Origin of the sequence: Candidatus Nitrosotalea bavarica (assembly GCF_900167955.1) — an archaeon.
Classification (GTDB): domain Archaea; phylum Thermoproteota; class Nitrososphaeria; order Nitrososphaerales; family Nitrosopumilaceae; genus Nitrosotalea; species Nitrosotalea bavarica.
This window is the reverse complement of record NZ_FUYK01000004.1, coordinates 11,874-29,885: the sequence shown is the minus strand read 5'-3', so window position 1 is coordinate 29,885 and position 18,012 is coordinate 11,874. Positions and strand designations below refer to the sequence as shown.

Below are 18,012 nucleotides of genomic sequence, written 5' to 3'. Positions count from 1 at the left end.
ACGTCTATATTGCTACCGGCGCTAAAGATACTTTCTTTGTAACTTTTGCAGTCTTAGCATTTTTTGCTGGCTTTACTACCATTGGCTCTAGTTCTATTTTCTCTACTTCTGCAGCTTTTGCAGTCTTAGCCTTTGCAGTCTTAGCCTTTGCAGTCTTAGCCTTTGCAGTCTTAGCCTTTTTTGCTGGCTTTACTACCATTGGCTCTAGCTCTATCTCCTCTACTTCTGCAGCCTTTATAGCAACAGCTTCTAGTTGATCAGCCTCGACTCTAGCTCGTAATTTTGCTTTGTATTTTAGATTTCGTGGTTTAGTTCTCAGTCTATATCCACAGCAAGGACACCAAAGACCCTCCCATTTTATGAAAATTTCACAAATTTGGCATCTTTTCTGTCCTGATGCGTAACGACCAGTTCCTACCGGCTTCTGTGCTTTGTATCTTGTGCATATTCCTTTGCATGTCATATGTTTCGACATATTATAGTAATAGTAAATATTTAAGCATGGATCAATAATTTTTATAATTTTAAGACATCTTTTATGAAATAATTATTTTGGGCCTTATTTGGAGCCATATAGTTTTCAAGAAAAAAATGAAAAACGCTATAAATATCTATCGTTCTTTTACATCTTGATCAAAAGATCATCCTTAAATGAAACATCGGTAAATTTTTTGCGAATTTCGTTATTTTTAGCCCATTCTTGAAGGAGGAAGAACAAGATACCTGTAACCTTCTCTTTGTGTAATACATTTGGCGGATATCTTGTCACGCTCTCCCCTCTTGTTGAAATTTTTTATTTTCAATGATGTTTTACGTTCATCCACAAATTCTAGTTCAAAGTGTGAACAGAATTGAAGATTAAGTGAATTTACAATATGCCGAGCAATTCTCATGGTACCATTTCCTACTTTGACAACTTTTCTTTGAGCGTTAATTTCTACCAAAATTTTGATAATGTGTGATACCAGATCGTCAACAGACGTATAAAATGAACTCTCAATTTCTTTTTCATAGTAAAAAACGGATAGTCCTATTCTACCACCTGGATCAATTCCGATTACTAGAGAACTCTCGTTAAGTCCAGATTGTAATTTTTTACTATTTTTGCTTTTACAATAGTAGGATGATAATTGAACTCATCATCTAAAAAAACCAGATTGGTTGGAATTTGTAATGATTCAGACATTGTAGTAAGAATTAGTCTTCTGTCTAAACAAGTTATTTCTTCAGGTAATACCTAATCATAATTTAGTTTAAGATGTCTTAAAACATTTACAAATTTAAAATATGATTTTCCTGATACCGTTGCCACTGCTATATTATTTTGTGGTTGATATGGTATGATTAAGAATACATTCTAGAAAATTTAAGGACTGTTTGTGTGTTGTTTTTGATCAATGAATTTCATTTAGTTGTCAATAGAAGTATTGCTCGTGCAAGATCTCCTTTTGCTTCAGTTAAGGCATTTGTTGCCTCTTCTGGAGATACATTAGCCTGTTGTGCTACAAGCAGTATATCTTCTTGACTAAAGATAGGTACTTCAAGTTCTCTTTCCTCATAGCTTTCGGCAATTATTTGGAAAATTGAATTATCTTTTGCCTTCATTTCGGTAACGGATGGCTTTGTAATTATAATTTCTTTTGTATCTGTCTTAATTATGACCTCTTGTACATTCTGTACGTCTTTCATCTCAAGACCCATTTTGTCCAACATTCTCCGCATCTCGCGGTTTCCGCCACGCATCATGGTATATTCATACTCCACTGTTTGTACTTTTTAAACTATCTCTGATCTTTACCGCGACTCCTTTTTTAAATGACAGTATCATTCTTGTAGATAGTACGGCTTTACCTACCGCTATTACTTTATTATTGTGAAGAACTGCTACATCTCCACCTATCATTACGTTCTTTCCACACCATGTTACATGCTTACAAAATACAGAGCTACCTTCTTGAACAAAGGCTTTAGAGTCATCATCAATTCCAAGACAGTTTTCCTTGAACTTTTTACTCTTTATGAGCATCTGAGCAAAAAATGGTGTAATAGCAAGACCACCATCTGTTCTTAACGTACAAAGTAAGTTATCATTTTGGTGTACATGTTTTATTCGTCCTGTATTCTTTGAATATGTAATCATTGCATCCTTTGGAAGATATTTTGATACTCCTTGGCCAAAAAGTGCATCTAACGTATACTTGATTTTAAGGACTGAATCCATGCAATTCATTTCATTTACCTGTGTTAATTATTTTCGCAACATGAAAATGACCTATATAGTAATCCCTAACAACTATATAGAATAATTATCATGTATACAATATGGGATCAAATGAAGAGATGCGAAAAATACAGTTTACAGGTAAATCATCATACATTGTTTCACTTCCAAAACAATGGGTAATGGACATGGGTCTTAAACAAGGAGACCAGGTTGCTGTAGTTAGACAAGGAGTTTCCAATTTACAAATTGTACCATTAAAACATCATAACAAACCTGCAGGTACAGAAGAAGCAACAATTGAGATCAAACCTGAGGATGAAGATTCTACAATAGTTAGGAAATTAATTTCACTTTATCTTCTTGGATTTACTATCATAAATGTAAAATCAAAACTAGGAAGATTAAAGCCATCTCAGAGAAATTCCATCAAAGATGCAGTAAAAGGCATTTTAATGGGAACTGAGATTACCGCGGATTCAATTGAGGGTATTACTATTCAAGTACTCATTAATTTATTCGAACTTTCGGTTGATGGTGCCCTAAAAAGGATGTTGATAATAGCAAAATCAATGCAAAATGATGCTCTTCTTGCACAAGAAGAAGCAAATTTTGAGCTAGCAAAAGAGGTCATAAACAGCGACGATGAAGTAGATAGATTTAGTTTTTACATTATGAGACAACTCAAGATAGCCATACAAAATGAACATATGTTAAATGAGATGGGAATAGAGAGTCCCTATCATTGCTTGGGATATAGACTAATAGTAAAAAACATAGAACGTGTAGGAGATCACGCAACAGAAATAGCAAAAGATTTACTTGAATACAAAAAACCAATCAAGAAATCTGTACTTGAACCCATACATGAAATGAATGCTTTTACCTTAGCGGTATTGGATGATGCTTGCTTATCACTATTCAAAAAGGAATCTAATCATGCAGAACGAACAATACAAAAAACAGCTGAAATTTCAAAATATGAAAAAAAGGTACAAGACAGTATGAAAACATTGAGAGATGCTGAAGAGATCTACAGAGTAAGAAGAATGAGTGAAAACATTCGAAGGATATCAGAGTATGCAAGTGACATAGCAGAAATTGTACTTGATGTAACTATAGAAAAGACACTTCGAAAGCAATAAGATAGTGAAAGACGGCAATATAACATTGAAAGATTCTGCTATTCTCATAACATATGATAGAGAAGATGCACTAAAAGAAGCACTAGGTCTTTGTGATGCTGCAGGATATGAGGTTCGCAAGGTCATACAACATAGATTTCTAAACAAGTCAAAGTATGGTCTTGGAGAAGGAAAGGTAGAGGAACTCAAGGAAATGTTGAGTACAGTAAAACCTGATGTAATAATCTTTGATGAAATTCTCAAACCAAGTCAAAATTATAATTTAGCCTCTACTCTCAAAATGAACATTCTGGATAGGGAAGCTCTAATTCTTCAGATCTTTGAACGTAGAGCAAAGAGTTCAGAATCAACATTACAAGTAAAAATGGCGCAGTTAAGATATGAGATGTCAAGAGCTAGAGAAAAAGTTAGACTGGCAAAGATGGGAGAACAGCCAGGATTCATGGGAATAGGAAAGTTCGAAGTTGATGTCTACTTTAATGACATCAAAAATAGAATGAATGGTGTAAAAACAAAATTAGTAAAGGCATCAACTCAACGTGCTCTTCATAGACAAGCAAGAGAAAGATTTGGATTCAAAACGATCTCACTTGCAGGGTATACATCAGCAGGAAAAACTACACTTTTCAACATATTAACAGGAGAAGAAAAAGAAGAAAGTCCAAAACTTTTCACTACTCTATCTACAACTACACGAAAGATCACTCTCAAAAACTCTGAAGTTTTAATTTCGGATACTGTAGGTTTCATAAGCAAGCTTCCATCATACATGGTAGCAGCATTCAAGTCAACTCTTGAAGAACTTGTGTATACAGATGTTGTAATAGTTGTAATTGATATTAGTGACGACATTTTAGAACTAAGAAAAAAATTCAAGAGCTGTATTTCTACTTTAGATGAAATTGGAGTAAGTAAAGATAAAATGATTTTTGTCCTAAATAAGTTAGACTTGATTTCAAAAGAAGAAGTTGCAGAGAGAGCTAAAGAATTAGGTATGGATGATTATAAAAAATGGTTACCAGTGTCTTCCACAACTAGATACAATATTAATCAATTAAAGACGCTAGTATTCGAGGCAATAGATGCAATACCTATAACAGGAAGAAAAACTGAAATATCAAAACCACAGAAGCAAAGAAAATTCCAAAGATGAAGATCGAAGTTTTACGCATAGGAACACGTCTTGTCAGAGATGATAGAGTAACAACACATGTTACCCTAGTATCAAGAGCATTTGGAGCTTCAAAAATATACATGTATGATGCAAATCCAGATATTAAAGAAACTATATCCAAAGTAAATAAAATGTGGGGCAGTGATTTCAAAGTAGAGATCATTGAGAATTGGAAGGATGTTGTCAGATTAAAAAAGAAGGAATCATTTAAAATAGTTCATTTGACAATGTATGGTGAAAATATTAATGCTGTACAGGATGATATACGAAAAGAAGAAAAAATTTTGATAATTGTGGGAGCCGAAAAAGTTCCAAGAGAGGCATATGATATGTCTGATTACAATGTGGCAATTGGAAATCAACCACATTCAGAGATTTCAGCTCTTGCAATCTTGCTAGATAGAATTTTACAAGGACAGTATCTTGAGAAAAAGTATTCTGACGGAGAACGAGAAATAGTACCAACAAAAAAAGGGAAAAACGTAATTACTAAAACTACTAATTCAGTTGATTAAATATTTTATTTTAAATTTTTAGGAAGTCTAATTGTAAATATAGTTTTAACACCTTCAGATGATTATACAGTTATTGTACCCTTGTGGTTCTCAATAATATTTTTGCAACTTGATAGACCAAGCCCTGTTCCAGAACTCTTTGTTGTAAATAGTGGATCAAATATTCTTGATAAAATTGTTCGTGGAATCCCTTCCCCATTATCTTCTACTTCTATCACTTGACTATTCTCTTCTTCCATAACTCTTATCACTATTTTGCCATTTTCTTTTATTGCATGGATTGCATTAGTTATCAAATTTACAAGTACAACTTCAATTTTATTTTCATCACAATATACTTTAAAATCACTCGTAGGTAATACAATTTCAATTGTTTTTGGTACTTCTATTTTATTAATAGCCGATTGGATTATTCCAAGAATCGAATGATATTCTAGATCAAGAGGACTAATTCTTACAAAATCCAGCACATCGTCTAGTTGACTAGAAATTCTTTTTACAGAATCAATCTGTTTATCTAAGAAACCAAGGGTTTTCTCATCCAAATTAGGATTTTTTTGTTTAATTAACATAGATGTGTTCATAATGATAGAAAGTGGATTTCTAATATCATGTGCAAGCCTAGAAGCCAATTCTCCTATAGTAGATAATCTTTCATTTTTTATAAGTTCATCATGTTGTGTTTGAATTACTAGTTCGTTTTGAAATAACTTTGCGTCTCTTTTTAATATTAAATAAATTAGAACTGAAACAAATATCATACTAACAATAAAACCAAATACAATTTCATTTCTTTGAAGATTTAGAATATCATCAATTTATGAATATACAGATTCATTAGGTGTTACTAGAATCAAATAATATTGAGGTATTCCATTAACAAATACAGGATCATAGACTACTGTTCTAGGTCCTAGCCCAAAATCAAATGATGTAATTCCGGATTTACCAGCAAGTAATTCTCTAGTGTATCTGTTTACTTCAGAATTATTATGAAAAAAACTTTGTACGTCAGATGAGAAAAAACTTTTTCCCACAAGATTTGGAAATGGAGATATCATATATGTTCCATTTTTATCCATCACCATCATAAATGGTAAACTTGAATTATCAATATTGTAATACCTAGAGAAAAATGAATTAATTGGAACTGTAGCCCATACAATTCCTTCAAATTTACCAGATTCATGGGTAGTTATCTTATTACTAATGTATAGTCTGCTTTTTCCATCTAACCCTATAGAATAATCAGATAGAGACAGATCGTCACTTGAGATAGCATTTTGTACATAAGTTCTATTTGTTACATCATAACCAAGAAATCTATTTTCTCCTGGAGGTACTGCGTTAATCCTTACAATGTTTTTAGCATCCGTTACAAAAATCCGGTCTACGATATTATTAATCTCTAAATATTTTTCTGAAACTAGTTTTTCTGTCATATTATCAAGTTTTCCACTTTGAAATTCCTTGGAATCTTCTAATCCAGTGAGTCGTGCTATTACACTATCAAGGTCAGATGATACGTGAGAAGATATATCTTTAATTTGACTCAATTTTTCTATCTCTGCCTGCTTGATTAATTCTGATTTTATATTATTTTCAGTAATTCCCTGAAGATACATCACAGAACTAAAAGTAATTAAAATAACTCCTAAGATAGAAAATAGAATGAGTACTCTAGATTTCATCACATTTACAGTAAATTCTTCCAAGTAAAAGTGTCACGGATTGATTATCAATTTGATAACTACATATTAAATAAAAAACAGGTTTAAAACCATTGATTAAATATGGATATCAGGAAGGAAATGTACAATGTCTGTTGAACATGAGGATCCTTTTGTAAAAATTGCTGCATTAATTGGTGGAGATGAGTATCTCAAAGTTGCACGTTCTTTGCTTAACACAGAGGATGCCACTGATGAAGAAATTGCAAGTTCAACTGGACTTAGAATCAACATAGTTAGGAAGGTTTTGTATGATCTTTTTGGTAAAGCCTTGATAACAGGAATAAGAGTAAAGGACGAAAAGAAAGGGTGGTTTGTCTATAGATGGAGAGCAAGAAGAGATGAGGTAGATAATTTCATTGAGAATCAAAAGAAAAAAATTGTAGAAAGATTACAACATAGAGTAGATTATGAAAACTCTGCAGACTTTTATCATTGTGGAAATGAAGACTGTCAAAAACTAACCTTTGAAAAAGCTCTTGATCTCTCATTCAAATGCCCAACTTGTGGAAAATTAGTCAATCTTTCAAGAAATGAAAAACTCAAGAAAGCATTACAAGTCAAAATTGACCAACTACGTGATGATCTAAAGCACTAACAAGTATAATGTAAAACTATTTCATTTTGTATTTTCTCAATCTTTTTTAATTTAAAGGAATCAGGTATTTCTCCAAAACCGTCACCTTCAACTAGAGAAATTGCCGTACTACCTCCAAGAACATATGGTGTAACTGTTAGTATGATTTCATCCACTAGTTTTTCCTTGAAAAAATACCAGTTTGTTGTACCTCCTCCTTCAACAAGAATTCTTTTGATTCCTTTTTTTCCTAGTATTTCTAATAATTTCTTTAAATCAATTTTATTTTTTCCACATCTTATTATTTCAACTCCTTTTGCAATGAATCTCTCAACCTTTCTTGGAGCATTTTCCGATATCACGAGTATAGTAGAAATTTTTTTTGCGGTTTCTATCACTCTAGATTTAGGAGATAAACTTCCCTTTGAATCAAGAATTATACGAATTGGGTTTTTTCCTTTTACATATCTGACAGTAAGTAAAGGATCATCAATACTTATCGTATTTTTCCCCACAAGTATTGCATCAACTGTCTTTCTGAGTTTATGAACTCGTATCAAATCTTTTTTGGATGAAAGATTAGATCTTCCCGTACGAGTAGCTAATTTTCCATCTATACTCATAGCAGCACTAATTATTACGTAAGGTCTAGATTTTACCATGAACTAATTTTCCTTCATACATTACTGCTTTTATTGTATTTTCCGAAGCACGTTGAACTATTGAGGCATGAGGATTATGCATTGGTTCTAAATCAATTGAATGTTTTTCAATAAATATACAGTCTGCTATTTTATTATTTTGAATAATTCCTATTTTACTACCTAAAAGATTTGAAGCGTTTGTCGTGGCCATTTGAAGTATATTTTTTGGCATTAGTCGTTTTTTCTTAATACCCATTGAGACTTTCCAGAGATAATCCATCTCTCTGAACATATCAGGTGAGTTTATCATAACATTATCAGTTCCAATTGCTACATTACAACCAGTATCAAGCATTAGATTTACATCAGGAATACCTTCTGCAAGAGAACCATTTGCTCTTGGACATATGACAATGTTTATCTTGTTTTTAGATACAATTGCAAGATCTTTTTTTGAGGCATAAGTCATATGAACCAAAAAGTTTGGTTTTGAAAGGAGGGCTCTTTGAGTCTCAGTTTTTTCACATATCTTTTGAGATATTTTTTTACTTTCTTCAGTCTCGGCTGAATGTATAGCACGAATCTTTCTTGTTGTTGCAAAATATCTTAATGCAGAATTACTAAATTCATTTGGACCACTGATTCCAAGTCCATCACAGTTAGTTAGAAGATTTTTTAGATCTAGTTTTCTTGCTTCTGGTATAGATGTATTATTCTTGATAGATTTTGAATCTTGATAATATTCAATTCTTCCCAAGATGATAGGCCTTATTGGAATATCTGATATGGTATTTTTTAATAGATTAATTCCCTCAATACCACCTTCTCGAAAATCAATGAATGTTGTTATGCCTTTTCTAATCATTGAAATGCATGAATTTTTTATAAAACTTGCCAGATGTGATTTATTAGAATTCTTGAGAATTTTTTGTTTGAACCCACTAACTGGATGTATCTTTTCCTCAACGTCAGAGTCTATGCCTATGTCTTTTGCTATAGAATCCCCAATATGAGTATGCGAGTTAATTAGCCCAGGCATCATTAGTAGACCTTCGCAGTCAAGTACCTGCTCATCTTTATGAGGTGAGAGTTTTGTCCCTATTGGTCCAATGTATTTTCCAGTGATTCTTACATGAGCATTTTGAATATACTCTAGTTCTCTACCATAAAGAAGACTGACATTTTTTATCAGCATGTTATCTCTAGAATTCGGGTCTCTCTTTTTCCTGAATCTCTCAGTTCACGAATCTTATCTAATGATTGAGTAGCTAATTTGGCTGCATCTCTTCCAGTCTTTGCTGTTCCAATTCCACAGTTAAATGAAATATCATATTTTTGTTTCACAATTTCAAGAAACTTTATTATTTCATCTTTATTCACACTTGAACTTATTATCATAAAATTATCTCCTCCCATGAAAAATGTAAGAGAATTTCTTTGTAGGAAAAATTCTGACATTTCTGAATATAATTTGATAATAAGTAATGATACTTCATAGGGTGACTTTTTTGCAGAGACTGAAGTAGAACCATCTACATCCATGTGTATAATCCGGATTGAATTTTCGTCTTTTCCTAGTGGGAATCCAAAAATATTATGATCCTTACTTAACATTATATTAGTACGTCTTGCCTGGTCAGCATTAGAACTTGCTTCAAATGGAGTATTACCTTGTCCTATAGACATTGACAACCCCAACTCAAACGACTTTACAAGTTGTTTTTGAATTTCTATATGATCATCAATTGAAAGACTGTTAGTTATTACAAAGATTTCATCAAATCGGTTAGGAAATGCAAGACAGTTTCTTTCTGAAAACAAATTTTGTATTTCTTTGTATAATGATGCTTGGAGCATCTGAAGTCTATGTTCTCTATCACTGCCCAAGGTTAGAGTCCATGGTCCGTATCCAGTGATCTTAATTATGGTTAGTTGAATCATTTTTAATTTTCTCAAGTTCTTCAGATAATTTCTTTGCAGCCTCTACAGCTCTCTCAGATACGGGTCGTATTCTCTGATGTGCCTGTCTATCACTCATTCCGGGTCCTGTTATTCCCAATGTTACAGGTTTTTGATATTTTATTGAAAGTTCTACTAGTGCTTTTGCAGTAACATTTGAAATTAGTTCATCATGTTTGGTCTGTCCTTTGATTACTGCACCTAGAGTTATGACAGCATCAACATCTTTTTTTTGCAATAATTTGTCAATTATAAGAGGCATATCAAATACACCAGGTACTTTACAGGTATATTTTACGTTCATCTTCAATATTTTTGCCTTTTCGGTAGCCAATTCCAGCATTTTTGAAGTTACTTCACTATTAAACTCGGATACAACAATAGCAATATTCAAAATCAATGCTCCTTTGCAAATTTAACAAGCTCAGTTCCATCAAAATATGGCATGGTGTTAGCTATAGCATATTGTTTAGCTTTTTCGGTAGATAACGCAGTATATGTTTGAGAATCCAACATTTCACAGATTACTGTAACTGGTGTTAGTCCTGCAAGTTTCATTAAATAAATTGACATCTCAGTATGTCCAAGTCTATTTGATAATAACCCTTCTGAAGCAATAAGCATTGGAACATGACCAGGTGTCTTAAAGGTAGAATTGAAAATTTCTTTTTTCTTATCATTTTCACTGTTGCATAATTTTGCCATTTCAGAAATTGTTAATGCTCTATCTTTGTCAGTTATTCCAGTGAATGTATTTTTATGATTAATCGAGATTGAGAAAGACGGTCTATCTCCATATGGAGCAGTACCAATAATCATCTTCTTTGATTCTGAATCAAACTTTTGAGAAGTAGATAAAATTTCATGCATATAATCAAGACCTAAACTAGTTGCAAATTCATGATTTATGGACATACAAATTAGTCCTCCCGCATCATTACGCATACGTGCTATATGTTCAGGAGTTACAAATTCTGCTGCAATTACCATATCTACTTCATTTTCACGTTTACCCCCATCATGTAGTAAAATAAAATCACCGCGTCTAAGCGATGAAATAGATTCTTCTAAGGACATACATGATCAGCTTTTCATTATTGTTATAAACTTTACTAGAAAATTGGTAATTACCAAAATAGTGGTAAGTAACTAGCCAGCAGATAAAATATATTTTCCAAGTATATCAGTTTCAATATTAACTTTATCTCCAACTTTTTTGTAACTTAGATTAGTTATTTTCAGGGTATGTGGTATTATTGAAACTGAAAATTGATCTTTGAGTACATCAACAACTGTTAGACTAATACCATCAACTGTAACAGAACCTTTTTTGATTATGTATTTTGATAATTCTTTTGGAACTTTTGTCCATATTTTTATTTGATTTGGTTGTTTATCCATTTTAGAAATTATGCCCACACCATCAACATGACCCAATACAAAGTGTCCCTCAAGTCGCTCACCAACTTTAAGACTTCTTTCAATATTGACTTTATTACCACTTTGCAGGATTCCAAGATTAGTTTTTTGTATTGTTTCACCAACCATTTCAAATTCTGCAACATCTTTTGAAATATTTATTGCAGTAAGACATACACCATTTATTGCAACACTATCTCCGATTTTGAGTCCTTTTGCAATTTTACCTAGTTTTATTTTCATTTTTGCAGCACTACGGTTACTTGTTTTTTTATCAAATCGTACAATATTGCCCAAGCCTTCAATTACTCCAGTAAACATGATTAATGAATTCTTATTTGCATCTAGATGATTTATGTTTATCAAATAATAGATATATCTGTAGCCAGGTCATATATTCAACTTTCTTGACATATTGATTATTTTTTTATTGAATTTAGTAGAGTTGCTGCTCTCTTGTAATGTACTTCATCAATCATTTTTCTGTCAACTGTTGTAGCCCCTTTTTTATTTTTTTTGGCTAAATCATATGCGTTGATAACTTTTTTTGCCCATTCTATTTCTGAGGAAGTGGGATAGAATACTTTATGAACAATATCAATTTGATTTGGATGAATAATGCTTTTGCCCCCATATCCCAAGTTTTTGGCAGCGATGGAATCATGTTCCAATCCTACAGCATCATCAATGTCTTGCCAGATTGCATCAATTGCATATTTTCCCGCAGCCTTTGCATCTACTGGAATTTTTGTTCTTGAATATACAGCTCCTTCTGGATTCGTTGTGTACTCAACACCCAGATCATTTAACAAATCAAACACTCCAAAGACCAATGCAGAGACTCTTTTACTGGATGAGGCTATAGCATAAGAGTTTACAACACCTTTAGTAGATTCTATTGATGCAATGATCTCAATAGGTTTTAGTTTACGTTTCTTTTCTAATCCAATCATAGTTTTTTCAATTTTTTTTATATCACTTGCAGTGTCTACTTTTGGAATCACAATACCATCAATACCTTTTTGAATAATTTCTTTTAGGTCATCAGGTATCAGTCCAGATATTGGAGAATTTGTTCTTACGTAGATTTCGGAATTATACTCTGATCTATTTTGTAGTGCGTTTTTTATCAAATTTCTTGCCAATTTTTTTTCGTCAAAAGGTACTGAATCTTCTAGATCAAAACAAATAATGTCAGCACGTAATGATTTTGCTTTTTCTAAAAAGCGGCTATTATTACCTGGAACAAATAAGAGACTACGAAGGAGTCTTGCCATAAATAAAATTTATTTATGGTTTGAGTAGGATTTTGCCGACTAATCCTTTTCCAGTAAGCATTTTTGTGTGTGCTTCTGCGGCATTTTCAAAGCTATATTCTGAATCTATTACAGCTTTAATTTTCTTTTTACCCATCCAGTACAATCCTTGTTCTAATTCTGCTTTTGTTCCCTGTGTAGAACCTAAGATGTTAGTTCCTTTGAAGAATATATGTCTCAAGTCTGTTTTTGCATCATATCCAGTAGTTGCGCCACATGTTACCAAGGTTCCACCATACTTTAGTAAAGTGAGCTGATCATTCCAGTGAGTTTGACCTATATGATCAAATGAGATATCTATACCACCTAGTGGTTTTGCAATTTGTCTTACTTCTTTACTCCAATCTGGTTTTCTGTGGTCAACAGCAAAATCTGCACCAAGTTCTTTTAGTTTGTCTAGTTTATCTGGACTTCCTGTAGCGATAACGTTACAATTATACAGTTTTGCAATCTGAATTCCAAAGCTTCCCACACCAGATCCTCCTCCCATGATAAGGACTGTTTGGCCAGGATGAATTTTTGCTCTTCCTACTAACATATGCCATGAAGTAAGTAATGTCATTGATGCAGCGGCAGCTTCATCATAGCTTACACCTTCTGGAATTTTTGCAACATTGACTTCAGGTAAGTGAGTAAATTCAGAGAATCCACCCCACAATGGCCCTGTCTGGAACCCCCAAATGCTTCTCTTTAGACAATCATATTCTCTGCCATCAGTACATGCTTCACAAACTCTGCATGACATGTTTGAATGTGAAACAACTCGGTCACCAACTTTGAAGTTTGTAACATCTTCTCCTACTGCAGTAACTTCACCTGAAGCATCAGAACCAGAAATGTGTGGTAACGGAACCGGAACTGGTTGTCCACGCATTCCCCAAATATCATTATAATTTAAGGCAGCTGCCTTTACACGGAAAACAACTTCGTTTGACTTTGGTTTTGGATCAGGTACTTCTTTTACACTTAGAATTGATTTGTAATCATCATTTGGTGCATACTTGTCATAAACAACTGCTTTCATATTTGTAACCGTTCTATTTACCCCTAATATATTTTCCCTAGAACTACTTGCGATTAATCTTAAAATCTCGCTTGGGTTGTTGAATAGACAGTAAAATTTGCTTTAACTGATCGTCGGAGATTTGTGAATTCAGCCTTCCCTGAGATGCGAGTCCTAAGAGATAATTTTCAACCATTGCTGCAAGGTCCGGTTTAACCATTCTAACGTTATTTAGTCTCATTCTTGCTTCAGCAGTTAGGAGAGTTTTTAGTGCATTATCCTTCAAGACAGAAACTTCTGCATCGCTTGGATTTCGTTCATCATTTGGGTTATGAGAGCTCATAATACAACTAGGAATATTTCTTCAGATTTGGATTCTTTGCAATTAATTCATTCAAGATCTCAGTTGATAGACGATCAAGTTTTTTCATACCCGCGTGAGATATTGTTCTGCCTTTTCCTTCAACTTTATCTAAATAACCTAATTTTTCTAAACTATGTATGGCTGTTCTAATTATTGAACCACCAGCATCTTTGTGATGTGCTCCTCCATAACCAATAGGCTTTGCACTTCCATACATTGATCTTAGATCGTTTACTCCAATAGGACCGTGCAAGTAAATTTTTCTTAGAAGAGATGCACATCTTGTGTAATACCAATCACTTTGTTGAGGAGGCTTTACTGCATGTGCACCAGTTTTAACAAATGGGATCCAACTTGGTTGTACAATATCCTCAGTCTTTAAAGTATCAGATAATTTACCAATCAACATATCTGCTGGTACATCATATGCCTTTGCCATAAAAACCAAAATTCAAAGTTCGTCTTATAAATCATTGACCTATTGGAATTTGTTTTTTAATTATCTTTCTGTATGTGTGGTTACAAAAACCACAGGTAATACGTATTGATTTGAGATTACTCCTTCCTATTCTCACCCTTGCTGTAAATCCCGGTACAATAAACTTCTTACATTTTTTACAAAAATGCATCCTCAACTCATAGGGCATTCTAATACGATATTTTGTACAAAGTCTCTTGGCAAGTGCTGCTTGTCTTTCTGCTAACTCTGGATTAGACCTTGCATAAGATATGGCATTTTTAATCAGAATTTGCATCCTTTCTATTAAAAGGTCTTTAATTGCAGGTTTCATGTTGTTTAATAATTCCTACCCTTAAAATACAATCTTGCTCTCTCTGGTAATAGCAGAATCTGCATTAGAATTAGTACCTAAAGAACTACAGAGGCATAATTCAGTTATAGCATCGGCTAGAAGATTTAACAAAAAACCATCTGAAATTTTACTTGACATATCATGGCATTTTGCAGCGATGAAAGGAATCAAAAACGAGATAAAAAGAGGAAGGCCGGATCTTGTTCATTTTTCTTTGCTTGAAGCTTGTAGTATTCCTCTTTATTTCGAAAACAAACTAGATGTTTTTGTCCATACAATTGATGATAAGGTTATTTCTGTCGGTCAAAATGTCAGACTACCAAAGTCATATCACAGATTCATAGGACTTGTTGAAAAATTATACGCTACTGGAAGAATTGAAGAAAATAACAATACATTGCTAGAGATAAAGGAAATGAATTTTGGAAATCTAATTAAAAAAATTAATCCAAAGCAAACAATTGCACTTTCAAGTAAAGGAGTCAAAAGCTCTTACCAAAAAGTAGCAGAGGAAATAAACGATAATACTTGTCTTGTTGTTGGAGGATTTTCAAAAGGACAATTTTTTGATAAAAACAAAGATTATTTTAACAAAACAGTATTAGTAGACAAAAATCCACTTGAAGCTCATATCATAATTTCACGTATACTCTATGAATACGAAAAAAGAATTATTATGTAGGTCTAAGATTGGCACAGTGAGCGGTCGTAGTATAGTTTGGTTAGTACACTGGCCTTCCAAGCCCGTTACCCGGGTTCAAATCCCGGCGACCGCATCTAATTTTCTTATTAAGAGATTATTCCAGTTGAAATGAGATATTGAATAGAACGAACAAATGTATTGTCATCAATTTTATCTGAAAACCACAGATAAGCATTCTTCTCAAGCCAGTGAGGTATTGTAGATATAGTGTTTTTTCCATTATTGGAACTAACTATGTTGTTCTGTACTAGATAATCAATCATTGAAGAAAAACCCTTGTCATCAGTATTTCCACTTGACCACAAACCTGCAACTCGTTTTGTCCAAGCAGGAACAGGTTCATATGTCATATTTTGTGTTTTTTCGTTATTAAAAAGGTAAAACCATGCAAGTCCAGATTTTGTATCATCTTTTAAATGTCCACTAAGAAAGACATCATCTTTTACCTGAAAAAATGAATTTTCAAATATATTACTTGTCCTAAAGGTAATTTTTGTGCCATTTCCAAACAAAGGATAGTCTTGGAAGCTTAATACCTTAATCGTAAATGTTCCATTTTTTGTTGCATCTGGATTGATTTCTTTTGTAATCATTTTTCCTCCCTCTTTATCAATTAAATCAGATGCAAATTGTGTTTGCAAATAGTTTATTATTTTATGATCAGGATCAGCATATGAATAATCAATATTTTCTCCGGGCTTTATGTTACAAGTCTCTTGTTGCCATATAGGTGAACTCTTTATTGCATCAATCATAAGCTGCCCATGAAGTAATTCATGATATAATATGACTAGATTTTCAACACTATGTAATTTGGGATCTATTTGTGTATCATTAGAAATAACATGTGGGTTAATTCGCAATTCGTTGTTACAGTCTAGTACAATTTTTTCACCTTGAATATTTTCTGAACAATGCCATGTGTAGGATCCTCCTGTAACCAAGTCTTGGTGAACTATACTTTCATCAAACTTTGCCAATTTTGTTTTGATTGTTGTTATTACTTGGTTATTGACATCCTGTGAATTACACAAGAAAGTACTTATCAGTGGTTTTTGAAGTGTCTGAATTACATCGGATACATCTTTTTTTGTTGCATTAATTGCCTCAAATTGGGCAAGTAACTGATCAAAATTGTCCTTTTCCTCTCTAGTTGGAGGTTCGTATAATGCAAACACAGGAGTGATACTTGTAATTAATAGTAAAAAACTAAAAAGCCCTGTATACTTCAATTAATGAAAATTGGCTAATTCTGTAATTAAGAGTTAGGAATAGATTGTATTTGTTTGGTAAATTCATCCCATGCAGGTTTTGGATTTTTATCTACATCAATCAAACCAGTACCACATAGATATGCAGCTGTATTATTCAAGACCTCATCATTGTTAAAGATAGAATTAGTAGCTTTGTTTAGTGAATTATAACAGGTATCAACAGGTCTATCATACTGTCGATACCAAGTTAGAAACTCAAAATCAGATTGATTTTTCTTGTAAAAATCAAATACAGTCTTTACAAAGTTTTGTTGATCTTCTTTTGTACCATTAATTGATTTATCAGTACTCCAACCAACTTCCATTAAAGCTATTTTCTTTCCATTTGCGTAATCAATCATCTTTTGTAAATTAGCCCCTTCCTTTTCTGTACTGTTACTTTCATCATATAATGCATCAACTGGAGCATAAGAATATGCTACAAAATCACCTTGGTTTAGCTTCCCTACAATATCTGGTTGATAATGATTTACTATATCGTTTAATGAGAACCAGTTTCCAAATTTGACGTCGGGATGTTTTACTTTTAATTTAGCATATACACCATTGAAGAAATCTACGTATTGCGGAATCTCATTTGGATGATCTCTAAAGTAACTATCAACATTTCCACCAAATATCACATAATCTACTATGTAATATCTTGAAAGTATTGCATCAAGAGTGGTTACTGTTTGATCTTGAAGTTTTTGATCAAGTTGTGGTTTTCCCATCCAATCTGGAAATGGTCCCAAGTCTTGATTGTTTATTACTGAAAAGTAAAGTGTAACATTGAGGTGTTGTTCACGATTCAACCCCATCAAGATATCTGAATAACCCCAGTTGTAAGTTCCTTGTGAAGGCTCCATAAGAGGCCATGAAAGATAGACATTGCTTCTCCCTATTCCTGTTGATGCTGCTTGGGCATATGCATCCTTGACTTCTTGAAGAGTTGATTTTTGGGTAGGAGGTATGATAACAAGGCCTAGTTTTATGTTATGAGGAATATTTGCAGTTTGAGTCTGAGGTATAGTTTGAGGTTGCAATTGTGGCATTATTATTAAAAAAACTGCTGCAATAGCTATTGCAGCTCCAATACCAACACCAATGATTTTCTTATTCAATAATACTTTCAGCAATTAAAGATACTAAAAGAGTTTTGATTTAGACAAGAACA

General features: G+C 33.0%; 24 protein-coding genes and 1 tRNA gene. 6 read left to right on the top strand and 19 right to left on the bottom strand.

Annotated features, from left to right (window positions below):
* Window positions 1-4: 4 nt before the first annotated feature.
* The 4 genes from C0Q33_RS02390 to C0Q33_RS02375 all read right to left on the bottom strand — a co-directional run bounded on the left by C0Q33_RS02390 (window position 5) and on the right by C0Q33_RS02375 (window position 2,221).
* Entirely contained in the window at window positions 5-463 is a 459-nt protein-coding gene (locus tag C0Q33_RS02390) for a hypothetical protein (RefSeq protein ID WP_245867294.1), read from the bottom strand.
* A gap of 226 nt (window positions 464-689) precedes the next feature.
* Window positions 690-944, bottom strand: a complete 255-nt coding sequence (locus C0Q33_RS09475) for a hypothetical protein (protein WP_245867293.1) — start codon at window positions 942-944, stop codon at window positions 690-692.
* A gap of 460 nt (window positions 945-1,404) precedes the next feature.
* Window positions 1,405-1,746, bottom strand: coding sequence for a nascent polypeptide-associated complex protein (locus tag C0Q33_RS02380; protein ID WP_101477075.1), 342 nt, complete (start codon window positions 1,744-1,746; stop codon window positions 1,405-1,407).
* Between the two features lie 7 nt (window positions 1,747-1,753).
* Window positions 1,754-2,221: a PUA domain-containing protein gene (locus C0Q33_RS02375; protein WP_101477008.1), complete on the bottom strand. Its 468-nt coding sequence runs from the start codon at window positions 2,219-2,221 to the stop codon at window positions 1,754-1,756.
* A 101-nt stretch (window positions 2,222-2,322) separates the two neighbouring features.
* On the opposite strand from C0Q33_RS02375, the gene C0Q33_RS02370 reads away from it, so the two are divergent.
* From C0Q33_RS02370 to C0Q33_RS02360, 3 genes are read left to right on the top strand one after another with little or no spacing between them, the layout of a single operon-like run.
* On the top strand, window positions 2,323-3,366 hold the full coding sequence (locus C0Q33_RS02370) for a phosphate uptake regulator PhoU (protein ID WP_101477007.1): 1,044 nt from the start codon (window positions 2,323-2,325) through the stop codon (window positions 3,364-3,366).
* Window positions 3,367-3,370: 4 nt separating this feature from the next.
* Window positions 3,371-4,519: a GTPase HflX gene (gene hflX, locus C0Q33_RS02365; protein ID WP_245867292.1), complete on the top strand. Its 1,149-nt coding sequence runs from the start codon at window positions 3,371-3,373 to the stop codon at window positions 4,517-4,519.
* A complete protein-coding gene (locus tag C0Q33_RS02360) occupies window positions 4,516-5,055 on the top strand; it encodes a tRNA (cytidine(56)-2'-O)-methyltransferase (protein ID WP_101477006.1) in 540 nt (179 codons plus the stop codon). Before hflX ends, C0Q33_RS02360 begins: the two co-directional genes overlap by 4 nt.
* Window positions 5,056-5,117: 62 nt before the next feature.
* Here C0Q33_RS02360 and C0Q33_RS02355 read toward each other — a convergent pair whose 3' ends face one another.
* Both C0Q33_RS02355 and C0Q33_RS02350 read right to left on the bottom strand, forming a co-directional pair.
* Window positions 5,118-5,816, bottom strand: coding sequence for a sensor histidine kinase (locus C0Q33_RS02355; protein WP_101477005.1), 699 nt, complete (start codon window positions 5,814-5,816; stop codon window positions 5,118-5,120).
* A gap of 57 nt (window positions 5,817-5,873) precedes the next feature.
* The gene (locus C0Q33_RS02350) at window positions 5,874-6,746 is read right to left on the bottom strand and encodes a PDC sensor domain-containing protein (protein WP_133120985.1); all 873 of its coding nucleotides are present in this window, start codon (window positions 6,744-6,746) and stop codon (window positions 5,874-5,876) included.
* Window positions 6,747-6,873: 127 nt separating this feature from the next.
* Between C0Q33_RS02350 and C0Q33_RS02345 the strand changes: the two genes are divergently transcribed.
* Window positions 6,874-7,383, top strand: coding sequence for a transcription factor (locus C0Q33_RS02345; RefSeq protein WP_101477003.1), 510 nt, complete (start codon window positions 6,874-6,876; stop codon window positions 7,381-7,383).
* On the opposite strand, the gene C0Q33_RS02340 is transcribed toward C0Q33_RS02345, so the two are convergent.
* The 11 genes from C0Q33_RS02340 to C0Q33_RS02290 all read right to left on the bottom strand — a co-directional run bounded on the left by C0Q33_RS02340 (window position 7,380) and on the right by C0Q33_RS02290 (window position 14,858).
* The gene (locus tag C0Q33_RS02340; RefSeq protein WP_101477002.1) at window positions 7,380-8,024 is read right to left on the bottom strand and encodes a 2,5-diamino-6-(ribosylamino)-4(3H)-pyrimidinone 5'-phosphate reductase; all 645 of its coding nucleotides are present in this window, start codon (window positions 8,022-8,024) and stop codon (window positions 7,380-7,382) included. The two genes, C0Q33_RS02345 and C0Q33_RS02340, sit on opposite strands and share 4 nt — an antisense overlap.
* Window positions 8,011-9,201 (bottom strand): amidohydrolase family protein, encoded by a 1,191-nt coding sequence (locus C0Q33_RS02335; RefSeq protein WP_101477001.1) that lies wholly within the window; start codon window positions 9,199-9,201, stop codon window positions 8,011-8,013. Before C0Q33_RS02335 ends, C0Q33_RS02340 begins: the two co-directional genes overlap by 14 nt.
* On the bottom strand, window positions 9,195-9,947 hold the full coding sequence (locus C0Q33_RS02330) for a GTP cyclohydrolase IIa (RefSeq protein ID WP_101477073.1): 753 nt from the start codon (window positions 9,945-9,947) through the stop codon (window positions 9,195-9,197). The genes C0Q33_RS02335 and C0Q33_RS02330 overlap by 7 nt, the downstream gene beginning before the upstream one ends.
* Window positions 9,925-10,359 carry a 6,7-dimethyl-8-ribityllumazine synthase gene (ribH, locus tag C0Q33_RS02325; protein ID WP_101477000.1) on the bottom strand — a complete coding sequence of 145 codons (435 nt, stop codon included), beginning with the start codon at window positions 10,357-10,359 and terminating at the stop codon, window positions 9,925-9,927. The genes C0Q33_RS02330 and ribH overlap by 23 nt, the downstream gene beginning before the upstream one ends.
* A gap of 2 nt (window positions 10,360-10,361) precedes the next feature.
* Window positions 10,362-11,042 (bottom strand): 3,4-dihydroxy-2-butanone-4-phosphate synthase, encoded by a 681-nt coding sequence (gene ribB / locus C0Q33_RS02320; RefSeq protein WP_101476999.1) that lies wholly within the window; start codon window positions 11,040-11,042, stop codon window positions 10,362-10,364.
* A gap of 72 nt (window positions 11,043-11,114) precedes the next feature.
* Complete coding sequence (locus tag C0Q33_RS02315; protein WP_101477072.1) at window positions 11,115-11,705, bottom strand: riboflavin synthase; 591 nt, start codon at window positions 11,703-11,705, stop codon at window positions 11,115-11,117.
* Window positions 11,706-11,803: 98 nt separating this feature from the next.
* Window positions 11,804-12,661 carry an HpcH/HpaI aldolase/citrate lyase family protein gene (locus C0Q33_RS02310; RefSeq protein ID WP_101476998.1) on the bottom strand — a complete coding sequence of 286 codons (858 nt, stop codon included), beginning with the start codon at window positions 12,659-12,661 and terminating at the stop codon, window positions 11,804-11,806.
* A gap of 13 nt (window positions 12,662-12,674) precedes the next feature.
* Window positions 12,675-13,724 carry a zinc-binding dehydrogenase gene (locus C0Q33_RS02305; protein WP_101476997.1) on the bottom strand — a complete coding sequence of 350 codons (1,050 nt, stop codon included), beginning with the start codon at window positions 13,722-13,724 and terminating at the stop codon, window positions 12,675-12,677.
* 43 nt (window positions 13,725-13,767) lie between these two features.
* Window positions 13,768-14,046 (bottom strand): DNA-binding protein, encoded by a 279-nt coding sequence (locus C0Q33_RS02300; RefSeq protein ID WP_101476996.1) that lies wholly within the window; start codon window positions 14,044-14,046, stop codon window positions 13,768-13,770.
* Window positions 14,047-14,053: 7 nt separating this feature from the next.
* On the bottom strand, window positions 14,054-14,506 hold the full coding sequence (locus tag C0Q33_RS02295; protein WP_101476995.1) for a 30S ribosomal protein S19e: 453 nt from the start codon (window positions 14,504-14,506) through the stop codon (window positions 14,054-14,056).
* Window positions 14,507-14,537: 31 nt separating this feature from the next.
* Window positions 14,538-14,858 carry a ribonuclease P protein component 4 gene (locus C0Q33_RS02290; protein ID WP_101476994.1) on the bottom strand — a complete coding sequence of 107 codons (321 nt, stop codon included), beginning with the start codon at window positions 14,856-14,858 and terminating at the stop codon, window positions 14,538-14,540.
* 34 nt (window positions 14,859-14,892) lie between these two features.
* Here C0Q33_RS02290 and C0Q33_RS02285 point away from each other — a divergent pair, with 34 nt between their 5' ends.
* Window positions 14,893-15,561: a ribosome biogenesis protein gene (locus C0Q33_RS02285; protein ID WP_101476993.1), complete on the top strand. Its 669-nt coding sequence runs from the start codon at window positions 14,893-14,895 to the stop codon at window positions 15,559-15,561.
* 20 nt (window positions 15,562-15,581) lie between these two features.
* A tRNA-Gly gene (locus tag C0Q33_RS02280) sits at window positions 15,582-15,655 on the top strand.
* 13 nt (window positions 15,656-15,668) lie between these two features.
* Here C0Q33_RS02280 and C0Q33_RS02275 read toward each other — a convergent pair.
* Both C0Q33_RS02275 and C0Q33_RS02270 read right to left on the bottom strand, forming a co-directional pair.
* Entirely contained in the window at window positions 15,669-16,814 is a 1,146-nt protein-coding gene (locus C0Q33_RS02275; protein WP_133120984.1) for a hypothetical protein, read from the bottom strand.
* A gap of 26 nt (window positions 16,815-16,840) precedes the next feature.
* Window positions 16,841-17,959: a hypothetical protein gene (locus tag C0Q33_RS02270; protein WP_101476991.1), complete on the bottom strand. Its 1,119-nt coding sequence runs from the start codon at window positions 17,957-17,959 to the stop codon at window positions 16,841-16,843.
* Between the last annotated feature and the right edge of the window lie 53 nt (window positions 17,960-18,012).